The following is a 15101-nucleotide window of genomic DNA, read 5'->3' as shown; positions in this document are numbered from 1 at the left end:
GCCTTCCCGCTCAGGCCGCGCCGAGATAGGCGCGAACGGTCTCCAGGAACTTGCCCACCGAGATCGGCTTGGAGATGTAGGCCTCGCAGCCGCCATCGCGAATCCGCTCCTCGTCGCCCTTCATCGCGAAGGCCGTGACGGCGATCACCGGGATGCTCTTCAGGGTATCATCCTCCTTGATCCATTTCGTCACCTCCAGCCCCGAAACCTCCGGCAGCTGGATGTCCATCAGGATCAGATCGGGATGATGCGCCCGGGCGAGTTCGATCGCCTCGATGCCGTCGGCCGTCTTGAGCGTCGCATAGCCATGCGCCTCCAACAGGTCGTTGAAGAGCTTCATGTTGAGCTCATTGTCCTCGACGATCAGTACCGTCTTTGTCATTCCGCCCCCAGTCCGCCGCAGCACGGGTATCCGATGTTCCGGACTTCCCAAGTCGGCAGCCCCGTTCGATGATGAAGCTAGCACGCGAGCCGTTGACGAAACGCAAACCCAATCGCAGACACACCGAGCAAAACATCATGCCCCGCCCCATCACATTGCCGGAAGCCGAGACGCTCGCATTGCGCGCCCTCACCTTCCTGGCCGGCGAACCGGAGCGCCTGGAGCCTTTTCTCGCAGCCACCGGCCTCGGCCCGGCGACCCTGCGCTCTGCAGCGCAAGAACCCGGATTCCTTCTCGGCGTCATCGACCATCTCTGTGCCAGCGAATCGCTGCTGCTCGAGTTTGCCGCCAATTTAGGCCTGAATCCGGACATTGTCGGCCAGGCTCGCGAGATTCTCGCCGGCCCGCCCGAAGTCTTCGAGCCGTGAGCAGCGCGCCCGCCGCGACCGGGGCGGCGCGCGTACTCTGCCGTGATTGCCTGCGCGACCATGGCGAGGCGGCGCCCGCTGCACCGCTGCGGCGTTGCGCGGTCTGCGGCTCGCCCCGGCTGCTGCGGCATCCCGAGCGGGACGAGCTCCATCTCGCCCATATCGATTGCGACGCCTTCTATGCCGCGATCGAAAAGCGCGACGATCCGTCCCTGCTCGACAAGCCGGTGATCGTCGGCGGCGGCAAGCGTGGCGTCGTCTCGACCTGCTGCTACATCGCCCGCATGTCCGGCGTGCGCTCCGCCATGCCGATGTTCAAGGCCCTGCAGGCCTGCCCGGAAGCCGTGGTCATCAAGCCGGACATGGCGAAATATGTCGGCGTCGGCCGGCAGGTACGCCGGCTGATGCAGGAGCTGACCCCGCTGGTCGAACCGCTCTCGATCGACGAGGCCTTTCTCGATCTCGGCGGCACCGAGCGCCTGCACCACGCCAGCCCGGCACTGGTGCTCGCCCGCTTCCAGCGCCGTGTCGAGGGCGAGATCGGCATCACCGTCTCGGTCGGCCTGTCCTACGCCAAATTCCTCGCCAAGGTCGCCTCCGACCTCGACAAGCCGCGCGGCTTCTCGATCATCGGCCGGGCGGAAGCTGTGGCTTTCCTGGCTCCGAAACCGGTCGGGATGATTCCCGGCATCGGCCAGGCCGGCGTGGCGCGGCTGGCGCAGGCCGGCTTCCGTCGTATCGGCGACCTCGCCGCCGCCGAGGTCGAAACCCTCTACCGCACCATCGGCAAGGACGGGCCGCGCCTGCGCAATCTCGCCCGTGGCATCGATCCGCGCCAGGTCACGGTCGAGCACGAGGCCAAGACGGTCTCGACCGAGACGACGCTCGATGTCGACCTCGCCAGCTTCGAGGAGCTAGAGCCGATCCTCTGGCGGCTCTGCGAGAAGACCTCGAAGCGGTTGAAGGCGCAGGGACTCGCCGGGCGCACGATCACGCTCAAGCTGAAGACCCAGGATTTCCACATCGTCACCCGCGCCTCGCGGCTGCCCGAGCCGACGCAGCTCGCCGCCCGCCTGTTCGCGGCCGGCCGCGACCTCCTGAAGCGTGAATGCACCGGCCCGCGCTACCGGCTGATCGGCATCGGTGCGAGCGACTTCTCCGATCCAGCCGATGCCGACCGCGGCGACCTCGCCGACACGCAGACGCCGCGCCTGAAAGCCGTCGAGAGCGCACTCGATGCGGTCCGCGCCCGCTTCGGCGATACCGCGATCGGCAAGGGCCTGTCGCTGCGCGACCGGCGCAGCCCTGCTTCCGGCCAGACTATTTCGAGCAGTCGCTCCCCGGCAGAAGATCCAGACGCGTGAGCGTGCCGCGCAGCGCGAAGGACCCATAGTCCAGCCGGATCGCACCGGTGACGCCGTTCTCGTAGAGCTCGAAGGCGACGGTATAGGCCGGCGTGGTCTCGCCCGAGCCGACCTTGAAATAGGAGATCGTCACCGGCCAGCGCGCCAGCTTCTCGAATTCCGGGCGCTGCAGCGGCGCTTCCCCCGGCTTGGCCTCGATCTTGCGGCCGATCACCGACAGCGTGTCGTAGACGTCCTTGCCGCTGTTGGCGCCGTCATAGAGGCGGACGTTGAAAGTAGTCTGGCCCGCCCGCGCCGCCTTGATCACCGCCTTCATCTGCTCGTTCGGGAACATCGCCATCGCGGCTTCGCGGTGCGTCTCGGCCTTGGGCGCGCGCAGGCTCACCTCATAGCCGGCATCGCCCTTCTTCGCGGTGCCGTCGACCACGTCGGGCGGCGCGCCGGCTGTCGAGCTCTCGGTCTTGAAGCGGTAGCTCTTGGCGTCGCCTTCCTCGAAGCTCGTGGTGCGGGCATCGATGATGCGCGGACCGATCTCGCTGGTCAGCTCGGTGACCTGGCGGAAGGAAAGCGCATAGCCGTCGCAGGCATCCCCGGAGAAGTCGAAGGCGATGCGGCCACGCGCCGTGGTGATGTCGCGGGAGGGCTTGGTGCTGTCGAGGGTAAGATCGTAGATCGCGCGATGTGGCACCAGCACGACACGCTCGGCCGGAGCCTGCGCCCAGGCTCCCGTGGCCGCCATCACCGCCAGGCCTGCGATCCCGCCGCGATACGTCTTCATGCCCGATCCTCGATTCGCACTCTTGGCCGGGTCGAACCCCGGCCTCTTTGAATCTAGGTGCATTGCGGCAATGGCGCAAACAAGGCGGGGCGCGCCGTGCACCGCTAGCCTTCGGCGGGTCCCGCCGCCAGCGCAGCCCTGGCCGCCGCAAGGATCTCCGCCGAGAGCGCCTCGTCCTCGACCATGCGGGAGAGCACAAGCGCGCCGATCAGCGTGGCGTAGCTCGCCAGAGCGGCAGACCGCCGCTCTTCCTCGCTCTCCCCCGGCATAACGGATGACAGGCTCGCGATCGCCGCGCGCACCCCCTCCGTCGCAGCCTGACGCGACGCCTGCCCCTGGCGCGCGATATCGGAGCCCAGCGCAGCCACGGGACAACCATGGCCGGGATCGTCGCGGTGCAGCGGCGAGAGATAGCGATCGGCGATGCCCTGCAACGGCGCTTGCGGCTCGGCGGCCTTGGCTTCCTCCAGCCATTGATTGGCATTGCCGAAGGCGCGCCCGAGCGCCTGGGCAGCAAGATCGTCCTTTGACGAAAAGTGCCCATAGAAGCCGCCATGGGTCAGGCCGACCGCCTTCATAGCATCGGCGACGCCGACCCCGTCGAAGCCGCGCTCCCGAAACAGGGTCGCGGCGGTCTCGAGAATGCGCTCGCGGTTCTCCGCCATCTGCTCGCGGCTCACACGCATCGGTCTGCTCCCCGGAAAATCGGCATATCGGCCGCTTGACTATTTATATGATGATTATCATCTAAATTCAATCATGATGGCTATCATGAAAAAGGCCTGAAACCCGAAATGGAGTTGGACATGGCTACGCAGCAACTCGGCACCGCTCTCATCACAGGCGCCTCGACCGGAATCGGCGCCGTCTACGCCGACCGCCTGGCCCGTCGTGGCCATGACCTCGTCCTCGTCGCCCGCGACGCGGCACGCCTCGAAGCTCTCGCCGAGCGCCTCAAGCGTGAAACCGGCAGAAAGATCGAATGGCTCGGGGCCGACCTCACGGCGAAGGCCGATCTCGCTTTGGTCGAACAGCGCCTGCGCACGGACGGAAGCCTGACGATGCTCGTCAACAATGCCGGCATGTCGGTCTCCGGTACGCTCGCCGAAGGCGATATCGACCGCTTCCAGACCATGATCGCTCTCAACGTCATCGCGCCGACCCGCCTCGCCGCTGCAGCGGCTCGCAACTTCGTGACCCGCGAGCACGGCACCATCATCAACATCGCCTCGGTGCTGGCGCTCGCGCCGGAACTGTTCAATGGCAGCTACAGCGGCACCAAGGCCTATATGCTGAATCTCAGCCTCTCCTTGCAGAAGGAACTCGAGCCCGCCGGCATCCGGGTTCAGGCGGTGCTGCCCGGCGCGACACGCACCGAGATCTGGGCCCGCGCCGGCGTCGATGTCGACGGTTTCCCGCAGGAGATGGTGATGGAGGTCGACGCCATGGTCGATGCGGCGCTGGCCGGCCTCGATCAGGGCGAGCCCGTCACCATTCCCTCGCTGCCCGACGCCTCGGATTTCGAGCGCTACACCGCGGCGCGGCTGGCGCTCGGCCCCAACCTGTCGCGCAGCGCGCCGGCCGAACGCTATCTGGCGCGGCGTCCCGACGCCGCCTGAGCCGGCCTGCTCGGCAGACGCATCGGCCAAGCTGCGCCGCGCTTGCGGCCTTGCCTGCCATCGGCGATGAAAGGCTCCTGTCCAGCGCAGGCCGGGAGCCTCTCATCATGAACGCCATCGACACCAAGCTCGCCGCCCTAGGCATCACCCTGCCGGCGCCGGCCGCGCCGGTCGCCAATTATGTGCCCTATGTCATCACCGGCAATCTGCTGGTGATCTCCGGCCAGCTCTGCTTCGGGCTCGACGGCAAGCTCTCCGACGCGCACAAGGGCAAGCTCGGCGCCGAGATCTTCAACGAGGCCGGACTCGAGGCGGCCAGGCTCTGCGCCATCAACGTCCTGGCCCAGGCCAAGGCGGCGCTCGGCGGCGATCTCGGAAAGATCAGGCGCTGCGTCCGCCTCGGCGGCTTCATCAACGCCACCCCGCATTTCTCCGCCCTGCCCGCGATCATGAACGGCGCCTCCGACCTGATGGTCGAGGTGCTCGGCGATGCCGGTCGCCATGCCCGCTCCACCGTCGGCGTCGCCAACCTGCCGGCCGATGCCGCCGTCGAGGTCGAAGCGATGTTCGAGATCGCCTGATGCGCGCAGAGCCCTGGCTGACCGCCCGTCCGATCGCCCATCGCGGACTGCACGATCTCGCGAGCGGCGTGATCGAGAACTCCCTGTCGGCGGCGCAGGCCGCCATCGCGGGCGGCTTCGCCATCGAATGCGATGTCCAGCTCAGCGCCGACGAGGAGGCGCTGGTCTTCCACGACTTCACTCTGGACCGGTTGACCGGCGTGACCGGGCGTGTCGATGCCCGCAAGGCGGCCGAGCTTTCCGGCATCGGACTTAAGGGCTCCGGCGACAGGATCCCGACGCTCACCGGCTTCCTCGATGCGATCGGCGGCAGGACGCCGCTGGTGATCGAGATCAAGAGCCGCTTCGACGGCGATCTGCGCCTGGCGAAGCGCACCGCCGAGATCGTCGCCGGGCACAAGGACCGGCCGATCGTGCTGAAATCCTTCGATCCAGTGATCGTCGCGGCATTGCGCGAGCTGGCACCGGATTTCGCCCGCGGTATCGTCGCGATGAACGCCTATGAATATGGCGACTATGTCCATCTCACGCCGGCCCAGAAGCACGCCCTCGCCAATCTCCTGCATTTCGGGGAAAGCCAGCCTGACTTCGTCTCCTGGAAGGTCGCGGACCTGCCGACCGCCGCACCCTTCCTCTGCCGCAAGGCGCTCGGCCTGCCGCTGATGAGCTGGACCGTGCGCACGCCGGAAGATCGGCTCCGCGCCGCCGAGCATGCCGACCAGATGGTCTTCGAGGGCTTCCGCCCTTGAGCGAAACCGGTCCGCACGGGGGCCTCACCGTCCGCGTCACGACCTCGCTGAAAGGCGTCCCGGCCGCCGACTGGGACGCCTGCGCCAATCCCGGCGCCGCCGCGAGGCTTAAATCAACCTCTCAGGCAGCGGATTCATTTTCTCAGCAAGACCCTGACAACCCATTCATTTCCTACGCTTTTCTGCGTGCCTTGGAAGAGAGCGGCTGCGTTGGCGGGCGCACCGGCTGGTCACCGGCCTATCTGCTGGTCGAAGACGGGGCGGGCCGACTGATCGCCGCCGCGCCCTCCTTCGTGAAGGGCCACAGCCAGGGCGAATACGTCTTCGACCATAGCTGGGCCGAAGCCTATATGCGCGCCGGCGGCCGCTACTATCCGAAGGTCCAGGTCGCCGCCCCCTTCACGCCCGCCAACGGCCCGCGCCTGCTCGTCGCAGAGGGGCCGCGCGAGAACGAGGCGCGCGAGGCGCTGATCGCCGGCCTGGAAGCCGTGAGGGAGCAGGTCCGCGGCTCCTCCGTGCACGTCACCTTCGCGCAGGAAAGGGACATGGCGGCGCTGCTGGAGGCCGGCTATCTCGAACGCCACGACATCCAGTTCCATTGGCGGAACGAGGGCTTCGCCAGCTATGACGATTTCCTCGCGACGCTGGCATCGCGCAAGCGCAAGGCGCTGAAGCGCGAGCGGCGCGAGGCGCTCTCCGCCGGCATCGAGGTTTCGGTATTCTCGGGCTCCGACCTGACCGAAAGCGTCTGGGACGATTTCCACGCCTTCTACGAGGATACCGGCTCGCGCAAATGGGGCCGGCCCTATCTCAACCGCCGCTTTTTCTCCGAGATCGGCCAGAGCATGGGCGAGCGCGTCGTGCTGATGCTGGCGCGCCGGGCCGGGCGCTACATCGCCGGCGCCATCAATTTCCGCGGCGGCAACACGCTCTATGGCCGCAACTGGGGTTGCATCGAGGATCACCCCTTCCTGCATTTCGAGCTCTGCTACCACCAGGCCATCGACTATGCGATCGCGCACAAGCTCGTGCGTGTCGAGGCCGGCGCCCAGGGCGAGCACAAGCTGGCGCGCGGCTACCGGCCGGTGATCACACGCTCCGCCCATTTCCTCGCCGATCCCGGCCTGGCGCGTGCCGTCGCCGCCTATCTGCCCGGCGAGCGCCGCGAGATCGCCGCCGCGAAGCTGGCGCTCGAAGCCGAACTGCCCTTCAGATCCGGAGCCGACCTTGCCGACTGAGTTCTGCAGCGACGATACGCTGGGCTATCGCCGCAGCCTGACCGATTTCTCCGCACCGCTGGCGCTCGACGAGAGCTACCGCCTCGCCCATCTGCCTTTGCTGGCGCCCGAGCATCCACGGGCGATCCCACGGCTCGACGGTCGCGGCTACGAAATGGGCCGCCATGCCGAGATCTTCTCGCTGGTGATGCCGGTTCCGGAAGACGCACCGGGCGCTTCGCCGGCCTGGCGCGAGCTCGAGGCCGAGCTGCGCGCCGCCCCCTTCGCCGGCAAGATCGCCTGGGATCTGCTGCCGAAGCGCGCCGCACGCCTGCACGCCACCATCGTCGGTTCGCTCGGCCGCGGCGAGCGTCCCGTGATCGCTCCGGAGATCCGCGCCCAGCTTGCCGCCATCGCGCCCTTCGAGGTCGAATTGCGCGGCCTGTTCTCCGGCAACGTCAATCGTGGGCGGCTCTATCTGCGCGCCTATCCGCAGCAGGCGCCGGGCCTCAACCCGTTCCAGCAGATCCAGCAGGTCTTCGGTCGCCCGGCCGGCGACCTCTATCTCCTCGGCTACTACAACCTGATCGACGATCTCGACCCGCAGGAGACGCGAGCCCTCGCCGCGCTGCTGGCGCGCTGGTGGGAGAAGCCCCTGCTGCGCCTGCGTGTCGATGCGCTCTGGCTGATGGGCGCCAGCGACGATCTCGTGCTCGACAGCCGGATCACCGAGACGCTGCCGCTCGGCGACGCATCCCCGGCTTGACCTTTCTCCCGCAGCGGCCTCCAGCTTCCGCCAGCCCAAGACAGGAACACCGCCATGACCGCCTACGACCAGAACAACATCTTCGCCAGGATCCTGCGCGGCGAACTGCCGGCCCACCGCGTCTATGAGGACGACAAGGCGCTGGCCTTCCTCGACATCATGCCGCGCGCGCCCGGCCACACCCTGATCATCCCGAAGAACCCGGCCCGCAACCTGCTCGATGTCGCGCCGGCCGATCTCGCCCATGTCGCCCAGGTTTCGCAGCGCATCGCCCGGGCCGGGATGAAGGCTTTCGCGGCGGACGGGATCACGGTGCAGCAGTTCAACGAGAGCGCCGGCGGCCAGGTCGTCTTCCATCTTCATGTCCACGTCATCCCGCGCCATGACGGTATCGCGATGAAGCCGCCGGCGAGCGTGATGGCCAAGCCCGAGGAGCTGACCGAGGCCGCCGAGAAGCTCCGCGCCGCGCTCAAGGACGCCTGACCCGAAAAAATTTCGCGGCGCATGTCACGCGCCCGCACCCTGCCTCGTCCTGGTCTGCATCAGCCAATGATGGAGACCAGGATGACCCAACGCCTCAACGCCTTCCAGGCCGCCCCCGACGCCTACGCGGCCATGCGCGGCCTGCAGGACTATGTGAACCAGTCGCCGCTGGAACATAGCCTCCAGGAGCTGGTGAAGATCCGCGCCTCGCAGCTCAACCGCTGCGCCTATTGCCTGCACATGCACATGGCCGATGCTCGCAAGGCCGGTGAGAGCGAGGCCCGCATCACCCTGCTCAGCGCCTGGGAAGAATCCGAGCTCTACACACCGCGCGAGCGCGCCGCCCTGCGCTGGACCGAGGAGCTGACAAGGCTCACCGAGCGCAGCCCGAGCGACGAGGCCTTCGCCGAACTGCGCGAGCATTTCAGCGAGAAGGAGATCGTCGATCTCTCGGTCGCCATCGGCATGATCAATGTCTGGAACCGGATCAATGCCGGCTTCCGCACCCGCCATCCGCAGGATCGTCGCCGCGAGACAGCCGGGGCTTGAGCGGCACTCGTACAGCCGGCCGGGCGCGACTTCGCACCGGCCGGGCTTTTCCCTCCTGCGGAGATCCCGCCATGACCAAGCGCCTGAACCCCTATGTCGCCGCGCCCGACACCATGAAGCCGCTGATCGCGCTCGAAGCGACGCTCAAGGAGAGCGGGCTCGAACACAGCCTGATCCATCTGGTGAAGATGCGGGCCTCGCAGATCAATGGCTGCGCCTATTGCCTGCACATGCACTCCGCCGACGCGATGAAAGAGGGCGAGAGCCCGGCGCGACTCTTCCTGCTCGACGCCTGGCACGAGTCGGCGCTCTATAGCCCGCGCGAGCGCGCCGCCCTCGCCTGGACCGACGCGCTGACGCTGGTCTCGCAGACCCACGCGCCGGACGAGGTCTATGAAGAGGTGCAGCGCCATTTCAGCCCGGAGGAAACGGTGAAGCTCACCATGCTGATCGCCACGATCAACAGCTGGAACCGCATCGCCATCGGCTTCCGCTCGGCCCATCCGAACGACCGGGCGGTCGTGGCCTGAGGACGGAACCCGCGATGACCTCAGCGCCTGCCACCGACCCGTTCGACAGCCATCGCCGCTTCCTGACCCGCCTCGCCTATCGCATGCTCGGTTCGGTCAGCGATGCCGAGGATATCGTGCAGGAGGCCTGGCTGCGCTGGCGCGAGAGCGAGCGGGCAGAGATCGCGCAGCCGCGCGCCTTCCTGGCGCGCATCGTGACGCGGCTCTGCCTCGACCAGATGAAATCGGCCCGCAGCCGCCGCGAGTTCTATGTCGGCTCCTGGCTGCCGGAGCCGCTGGTCGAGGCGCTCGGCGGCGAGACGCCGGCCGATGCCGGGCTCGATGCGCCGATAGCGCTGATGCTGGCGCTGGAGCGGCTCTCCCCGCTCGAGCGGGCCGCTTTCCTGCTGCACGACATCTTCGAGATGGATTTCGCCGAGATCGCCCGCACCATCGACCGCAGCGAGAGCGCCTGTCGCCAGCTCGCCAAGCGGGCACGCGAGCATGTCCGCATCGACATGCCGCCGCGCAACAAGGTCGACCCGGTCGAGGCGAAGCGCTTCGTCGACGCCTTCTTCAAGGCGGCCCACAAGGCCGATCCGAGCGATCTCCAGGCCCTGCTGGCGCAGGATGTCGCCTTCCACAGCGATGGCGGCGGCAAGGTTCTGGCGGTGATCAACCCGCTCTACGGCATCGACCGGGTCTCGCGCTTCTTCGCCGGCATCAACGCCAAGCTCGCCCACCGCGACAAGCCGACCACGCTGTTCAAGCCGGTGCTGATCAACGGCCTGCCCGGCTATCTCAGCCTCGAACGCGGCGAGACCTTGCAGGCTACCGCGCTCGATATCCGCGACGGACGCGTCCAGGCGATCTACATCGTGCGCAATCCCGACAAGCTCAGGCATCTCGACCTGTCGGACGGCTAGGCTCGCCCGGAAACGCGACAGAATCAGCGTCTCCAGCGCAACGAAAGCGCTAGCCTTCAAGCGCCTCGATCATCGCGACCCGCGTCGCATGCCGGCCGCCCTCGAATTCGGCGGAGAGGAAGGCGTCGACGATATCGAGCGCGAGCCCCTCGCCGACCACGCGCGCACCGATCGAGAGCATGTTGGCGTCGTTGTGCTGTCGGATCATCCGGGCCGAAAACGTGTCGGCGCAGACGCCGCAACGAATGCCCTTCACCTTGTTCGCCGCCATCATGATGCCCTGGCCGGTGCCGCACAGAATGATGCCGAACCGGCACTCGCCGGAGGCGACGAGCCGCGCCGCCGCCTCGCCATGCCTGGGATAGGGCGTGCTTTCCGGGCTCGACGGTCCGATGTCGACCACCACCCAGCCCAGTGCCGCGAGATGAGCGGCGATGGCCTGCCGGAACTGGATCGCGGCATGATCGCTGGAAAGCACGATGCGATTGCTGGCTGACATGGAGAACGCGTCCCGGTTTCGGAGGGCGGTGCGGCTTCATGGCTGAAACCGGTCGTGTTGCAGGGCGGCGGATCATCGATCCGCGCTCGCCGAGACAAGTGGCGATGCCGCACTATATCAGCCACCAGGCCCCGCCGATCAGCACCGCCTCGGCCGCGACCACCGCCAGCATCACCCGGCGATTGGTCAGGCGCACGATCGCGACCGGGACAGCGATCGCGGCAAGGCGGACGAGCAGCGGCACATCGGCCAGCACGCCGGGGGGTGTCAGCATCAGCTTGGCGACGACGCCCGCGAGCAACGCCGTCGCGACCAGCCGCACCCACTCCAGCCAGGGCGAGCCGTCGTCGAGGCGACGCGCGAAGGCGACCGCGAGCCAGCGCCACATCTCGGTCGGGATCACCGCGAAGAGCAGCAGCGCCAGATAAGGCCACCAGGGACCGTCGAGAAAAGCGATCGGCGCCGTCATGTCCCGGCCTTTGCGCCTGCCATCGCACGACGACGCCAGCGCTGCACCGCGAAGGCGATCGTCCCGCCGACGAGGCCGGCGGCGAGCAGATCGAAGCCGCCGCCGATCGCCCAGCTCGCGACCGGCGACAGCGCGAGGCCGAGAAAGATGGCGAGCCCGTCGCCGAAGCCACGCACCCCGACCGTCAGCGATGTCATGAAGAAGATCGGCGACAGGGCGAGAAGTCCGGCCGCGATGGGAACCGGCACAGCGCCGGCGAGATAGTAGCCGGCATAGGTGCAGAGCGCCGAGACCACAATCAGCGCATTGGCGAAGCCGAGGAAATAGCTCGGCCGCTGCTCCGGCGGCAGTGCCGGTAGGCGGCGCAGTGCCTCGGTCCAGGCCGTGACGGCGACATAGTGCGAGAGCAGGATCTGCATGCCGACGCCCTGCCCCGGCCGGCGCAGCAGCGGCAGGAGCGCGATCGTCATCGGCAGGAAGCGCAGGGAAGCAAAACCGATCGCGAGCGCAATCGCACTCCAGGCGGCGCCGGCCGCGATCGAGGCGAAGAACAGCACCTGCGACGGCCCGGCCCAGACCAGCAGGGTCGACAGCACCGCCACCTCGACAGGGTATCCGACATCGCGCGCCAGCGAGCCGACGCCGACCAGGCCGAGGCCGACGACCCAGGCCGGCAGCATCAGCGCATCGCGGAAGCCGATCAGCGCCGGACGAAACCGCTGCCAGCGGCCAGCCGAACTCATGCGGACACCGCGCCGGAGCCCGGCCGGATCGGCGCTGGCGCGCGCGTCGAGAGCGGCGGCTCGGGAGGAGACTGACTCATGGACGCTCGAAGAACCGGACATACGCAGGCCGGGCCGGCCAGCGAGGAATGCTTAATGCGCATTCCCGCCACGGCGGGGCAGAGGCCTTGCCGCGCTTCGGACCTGCGCCGGGCGCAAGCGACGGCGCGGTCAGAAGCTCTTCAGCGCCAGTCCGAGCAGTTCGTTCCCGAAGTCGACGATCTCCTTCGGCACGCCGCCGACGGCCTGATAGGCGAGCCAACCCAGATAGAAGAATGCCGGGACCAGGATCCAGCCCAGCACTTCCTCGAAGACGATGCGGCGCCGGCGGCGGCGGGCGCGCTTCTCGAACCAGCCGAGCTTCTCCTTCGGCGCGGCGGCGGCCACTGCCGTAGCCGTGGCTTCACCATCCTGCGCCCATGCGCTCTCGGATTTGCGTCGGAACCACACGGTCTCAGGCCTTCGTCAACGGGACTTTCGGGACGGTGCGGACGCTGCCCGCCGCTTTCGGCGGCGAGACCGGCGCATCCGGCTTGGGGCCGCGCTTCAGACTGCCGGCCGGGCCGGCCTTGGCCTTGGCGCCCCCCTTGGCGCGGGGCTTGCGCGGCGTTCTTTTCTCGGCCGCGGCAGCGACATCCTTCTCCGGCTTGGGCTTGGCCGGCCCGTCGGGGAATTCGAGGCCGAGCACCTTGATGCCGGTCTCGGACTGGACGACCACGACCTTGACCGCGCCGCCATTCTTCAGCCTGCCGAACAGCACCTCGTCGGCGAGCGGCGTCTTGATCGTCTGCTGGATCAGCCGCGCCATCGGGCGCGCGCCCATCGCCTCGTCATAGCCGTTCTCGACCAGCCAGTCGCGCGCCTCGTCCGAGAGCTCGATCGTGACGTTGCGGTCGGCGAGCTGGGCCTCGAGCTGCAGCACGAACTTGTCGACGACCCGCGCCACCACCGTTTTCGGCAGATGGCCGAAGGAGATCGTCGCGTCGAGCCGGTTGCGGAATTCCGGTGCGAACAGCTTGTTGATCGCCTCCTGGTCGTCACCCTCGCGCTTGGTGCGGGTGAAGCCATAGGCGTTCTTGGCCATGTCGGCGGCGCCGGCATTGGTGGTCATGATCAGGATGACGTTCCTGAAATCGACCTGCTTGCCGTTATTGTCGGTCAGCTTGCCGTGGTCCATCACCTGCAGGAGGATGTTGAACAGGTCGGGATGGGCCTTCTCGATCTCGTCGAGCAGCAGCACGCAATGCGGGTGCTGGTCGATCTGGTCGGTCAGCAGCCCGCCCTGATCGAAGCCGACATAGCCGGGAGGCGCGCCGATCAGCCGCGAGACGGTGTGGCGCTCCATGTATTCCGACATGTCGAAGCGCACGAGTTCCACGCCCAGCGACGAGGCGAGCTGACGCGCGACCTCGGTCTTGCCGACGCCGGTCGGTCCGGCGAAGAGATAGCAGCCGATCGGCTTCTCGCCGTCGCGCAGCCCGGCGCGGGCGAGCTTGATCGAGGAGGACAAAGCCTCGATCGCCTTCTCCTGGCCGTAGACGGTGCGCTTCAGCGTGGTCTCGAGATTGCGCAGCACCTCGGCATCGTCCTTGGAGACGGTCTTGGCCGGAATGCGCGCCATCGTCGCGATCGCCGCCTCGATCTCCTTGACGCCGATCGTCTTCTTGCGCTTGGCCTCGGTCACCAGCATCTGCGAGGCGCCGGTCTCGTCGATCACGTCGATCGCCTTGTCCGGCAGCTTGCGGTCGTGGATGTAGCGCGCCGAGAGCTCCACCGCCGCCTTGATGGCGTCGTTGGTGTAGCGCAGCTTGTGGAACTCCTCGAAATAGGGCTTCAGCCCCTTCAGGATCTCGATCGTATCCGGGATCGACGGCTCGTTGACGTCGATCTTCTGGAAGCGCCGGACCAGCGCCCGGTCCTTCTCGAAATACTGGCGGTATTCCTTGTAGGTGGTCGAGCCGATGCAGCGCAGCGAGCCCGAGGCCAGCGCCGGCTTCAGCAGGTTCGAGGCGTCCATCGCACCGCCCGAGGTCGCACCGGCGCCGATCACCGTATGGATCTCGTCGATGAACATGATCGCCTTCGGGTGCTGCTCGATCTCCTTCATCACCTGCTTGAGGCGTTCCTCGAAATCGCCGCGATAGCGCGTGCCGGCGAGCAGCGTGCCCATGTCGAGCGAGAACACCGTCGCGTCCTCGAGCACCTCGGGCACCTCACCGCGAATGATCTTCAGCGCCAGCCCCTCGGCGATCGCGGTCTTGCCGACGCCGGGCTCGCCGACCAGCAGCGGATTGTTCTTCTGCCGGCGGCAGAGGATCTGGATGGTGCGCTGCACCTCGGCCTCACGGCCGATCAGCGGATCGATGCGCCCGTCGCGCGCCTTGCGGTTGAGATTGACGCAATAGGCTTCAAGCGCGCTTTCCTTCTTCTTCTTGTCCTTGTCGCCGTCATTGCCGGAATCGGAGCGCTGCTCACGCTGCTGCTCCGGCTCCTCGTCGGCGCCGCGCACGGCGCGCGTCTCGCCGGCGCCCGGGCGCTTGGCGATGCCGTGGCTGATATAGTTGACCGCGTCGTAGCGGGTCATGTCCTGCTCCTGCAGGAAATAGGCGGCGTGGCTCTCGCGCTCGGCGAACATCGCGACGAGCACATTGGCGCCGGTCACCTCCTCGCGGCCCGAGGACTGGACATGGATCACCGCGCGCTGGATCACGCGCTGGAAGCCCGCCGTCGGCTTGGAATCGTCGCGCCCGTCGGTGACGAGATTGGTCAGCTCCGCGTCGATATAATCGACGAGATTGCGGCGCAGCGTGTCGAGATCGACGCTGCACGCCCGCATCACCGCGGCGGCGTCCTGGTCGTCGACCAGGGCCAGCAACAGGTGCTCCAGCGTGGCGTATTCGTGATGGCGTTCATTGGCGAGCGCGAGGGCCCGGTGTAGCGCCTGTTCGAGGCTGCGCGAGAAGCTCGGCACGGTCAGCGCTCCTGATCCAGTTCTCGGGA

At 67.5% G+C, this 15101-nt stretch carries 19 protein-coding genes; 11 read left to right on the top strand and 8 right to left on the bottom strand.

Annotated elements, in window-relative coordinates:
• Positions 1-10: 10 nt before the first annotated feature.
• Positions 11-382: a response regulator gene (locus AC3RCC_RS13660; RefSeq protein WP_291648881.1), complete on the bottom strand. Its 372-nt coding sequence runs from the start codon at positions 380-382 to the stop codon at positions 11-13.
• 68 nt (positions 383-450) lie between these two features.
• Here AC3RCC_RS13660 and AC3RCC_RS13655 point away from each other — a divergent pair, with 68 nt between their 5' ends.
• On the top strand, positions 451-810 hold the full coding sequence (locus AC3RCC_RS13655) for a DUF3572 domain-containing protein (RefSeq protein ID WP_291639332.1): 360 nt from the start codon (positions 451-453) through the stop codon (positions 808-810).
• Positions 807-2174, top strand: a complete 1368-nt coding sequence (locus AC3RCC_RS13650; protein WP_492258715.1) for a DNA polymerase IV — start codon at positions 807-809, stop codon at positions 2172-2174. Before AC3RCC_RS13655 ends, AC3RCC_RS13650 begins: the two co-directional genes overlap by 4 nt.
• On the opposite strand, the gene AC3RCC_RS13645 is transcribed toward AC3RCC_RS13650, so the two are convergent.
• Together AC3RCC_RS13645 and AC3RCC_RS13640 are read right to left on the bottom strand one after the other, a co-directional pair.
• On the bottom strand, positions 2131-2952 hold the full coding sequence (locus AC3RCC_RS13645; RefSeq protein WP_291639328.1) for a cell envelope integrity EipB family protein: 822 nt from the start codon (positions 2950-2952) through the stop codon (positions 2131-2133). The genes AC3RCC_RS13650 and AC3RCC_RS13645 overlap by 44 nt on opposite strands.
• A gap of 104 nt (positions 2953-3056) precedes the next feature.
• The gene (locus AC3RCC_RS13640; RefSeq protein ID WP_492258714.1) at positions 3057-3638 is read right to left on the bottom strand and encodes a TetR/AcrR family transcriptional regulator; all 582 of its coding nucleotides are present in this window, start codon (positions 3636-3638) and stop codon (positions 3057-3059) included.
• A gap of 120 nt (positions 3639-3758) precedes the next feature.
• Here AC3RCC_RS13640 and AC3RCC_RS13635 point away from each other — a divergent pair, with 120 nt between their 5' ends.
• The 9 genes from AC3RCC_RS13635 to AC3RCC_RS13595 all read left to right on the top strand — a co-directional run bounded on the left by AC3RCC_RS13635 (position 3759) and on the right by AC3RCC_RS13595 (position 10351).
• Positions 3759-4571, top strand: a complete 813-nt coding sequence (locus AC3RCC_RS13635) for an SDR family NAD(P)-dependent oxidoreductase (protein WP_492258713.1) — start codon at positions 3759-3761, stop codon at positions 4569-4571.
• 107 nt (positions 4572-4678) lie between these two features.
• Positions 4679-5152, top strand: a complete 474-nt coding sequence (locus tag AC3RCC_RS13630) for a RidA family protein (RefSeq protein ID WP_291639322.1) — start codon at positions 4679-4681, stop codon at positions 5150-5152.
• A complete protein-coding gene (locus AC3RCC_RS13625) occupies positions 5152-5901 on the top strand; it encodes a glycerophosphodiester phosphodiesterase family protein (RefSeq protein WP_492258712.1) in 750 nt (249 codons plus the stop codon). The genes AC3RCC_RS13630 and AC3RCC_RS13625 overlap by 1 nt, the downstream gene beginning before the upstream one ends.
• On the top strand, positions 5898-7139 hold the full coding sequence (locus AC3RCC_RS13620; protein ID WP_492258711.1) for a GNAT family N-acetyltransferase: 1242 nt from the start codon (positions 5898-5900) through the stop codon (positions 7137-7139). Before AC3RCC_RS13625 ends, AC3RCC_RS13620 begins: the two co-directional genes overlap by 4 nt.
• A complete protein-coding gene (locus tag AC3RCC_RS13615) occupies positions 7129-7884 on the top strand; it encodes a 2'-5' RNA ligase family protein (protein ID WP_492258710.1) in 756 nt (251 codons plus the stop codon). Before AC3RCC_RS13620 ends, AC3RCC_RS13615 begins: the two co-directional genes overlap by 11 nt.
• A 54-nt stretch (positions 7885-7938) precedes the next feature.
• On the top strand, positions 7939-8367 hold the full coding sequence (locus AC3RCC_RS13610; RefSeq protein WP_291639315.1) for an HIT family protein: 429 nt from the start codon (positions 7939-7941) through the stop codon (positions 8365-8367).
• A gap of 81 nt (positions 8368-8448) precedes the next feature.
• On the top strand, positions 8449-8916 hold the full coding sequence (locus AC3RCC_RS13605; protein ID WP_291639312.1) for a carboxymuconolactone decarboxylase family protein: 468 nt from the start codon (positions 8449-8451) through the stop codon (positions 8914-8916).
• 71 nt (positions 8917-8987) lie between these two features.
• Positions 8988-9446 carry a carboxymuconolactone decarboxylase family protein gene (locus AC3RCC_RS13600; RefSeq protein WP_452115946.1) on the top strand — a complete coding sequence of 153 codons (459 nt, stop codon included), beginning with the start codon at positions 8988-8990 and terminating at the stop codon, positions 9444-9446.
• 14 nt (positions 9447-9460) lie between these two features.
• Positions 9461-10351 carry a sigma-70 family RNA polymerase sigma factor gene (locus tag AC3RCC_RS13595; protein WP_492258709.1) on the top strand — a complete coding sequence of 297 codons (891 nt, stop codon included), beginning with the start codon at positions 9461-9463 and terminating at the stop codon, positions 10349-10351.
• Between the two features lie 49 nt (positions 10352-10400).
• On the opposite strand, the gene rpiB is transcribed toward AC3RCC_RS13595, so the two are convergent.
• From rpiB to clpA, 5 genes are all read right to left on the bottom strand, one after another.
• Entirely contained in the window at positions 10401-10850 is a 450-nt protein-coding gene (gene rpiB, locus AC3RCC_RS13590; RefSeq protein ID WP_291639307.1) for a ribose 5-phosphate isomerase B, read from the bottom strand.
• Between the two features lie 112 nt (positions 10851-10962).
• Complete coding sequence (locus tag AC3RCC_RS13585) at positions 10963-11319, bottom strand: AzlD domain-containing protein (protein ID WP_291639305.1); 357 nt, start codon at positions 11317-11319, stop codon at positions 10963-10965.
• Positions 11316-12062: an AzlC family ABC transporter permease gene (locus AC3RCC_RS13580; RefSeq protein ID WP_492258708.1), complete on the bottom strand. Its 747-nt coding sequence runs from the start codon at positions 12060-12062 to the stop codon at positions 11316-11318. Before AC3RCC_RS13580 ends, AC3RCC_RS13585 begins: the two co-directional genes overlap by 4 nt.
• A 210-nt stretch (positions 12063-12272) precedes the next feature.
• On the bottom strand, positions 12273-12488 hold the full coding sequence (locus tag AC3RCC_RS13575; RefSeq protein ID WP_291639300.1) for a hypothetical protein: 216 nt from the start codon (positions 12486-12488) through the stop codon (positions 12273-12275).
• Between the two features lie 67 nt (positions 12489-12555).
• On the bottom strand, positions 12556-15072 hold the full coding sequence (clpA, locus tag AC3RCC_RS13570) for an ATP-dependent Clp protease ATP-binding subunit ClpA (RefSeq protein ID WP_492258707.1): 2517 nt from the start codon (positions 15070-15072) through the stop codon (positions 12556-12558).
• Positions 15073-15101 lie beyond the last annotated feature (29 nt).

This window comes from Allobosea sp. GW823-FHT01F03 (assembly GCF_058798075.1).
The sequence above is the reverse complement of the archived record's forward strand: the minus strand, read 5'-3'. Positions and strand labels throughout refer to the sequence as shown.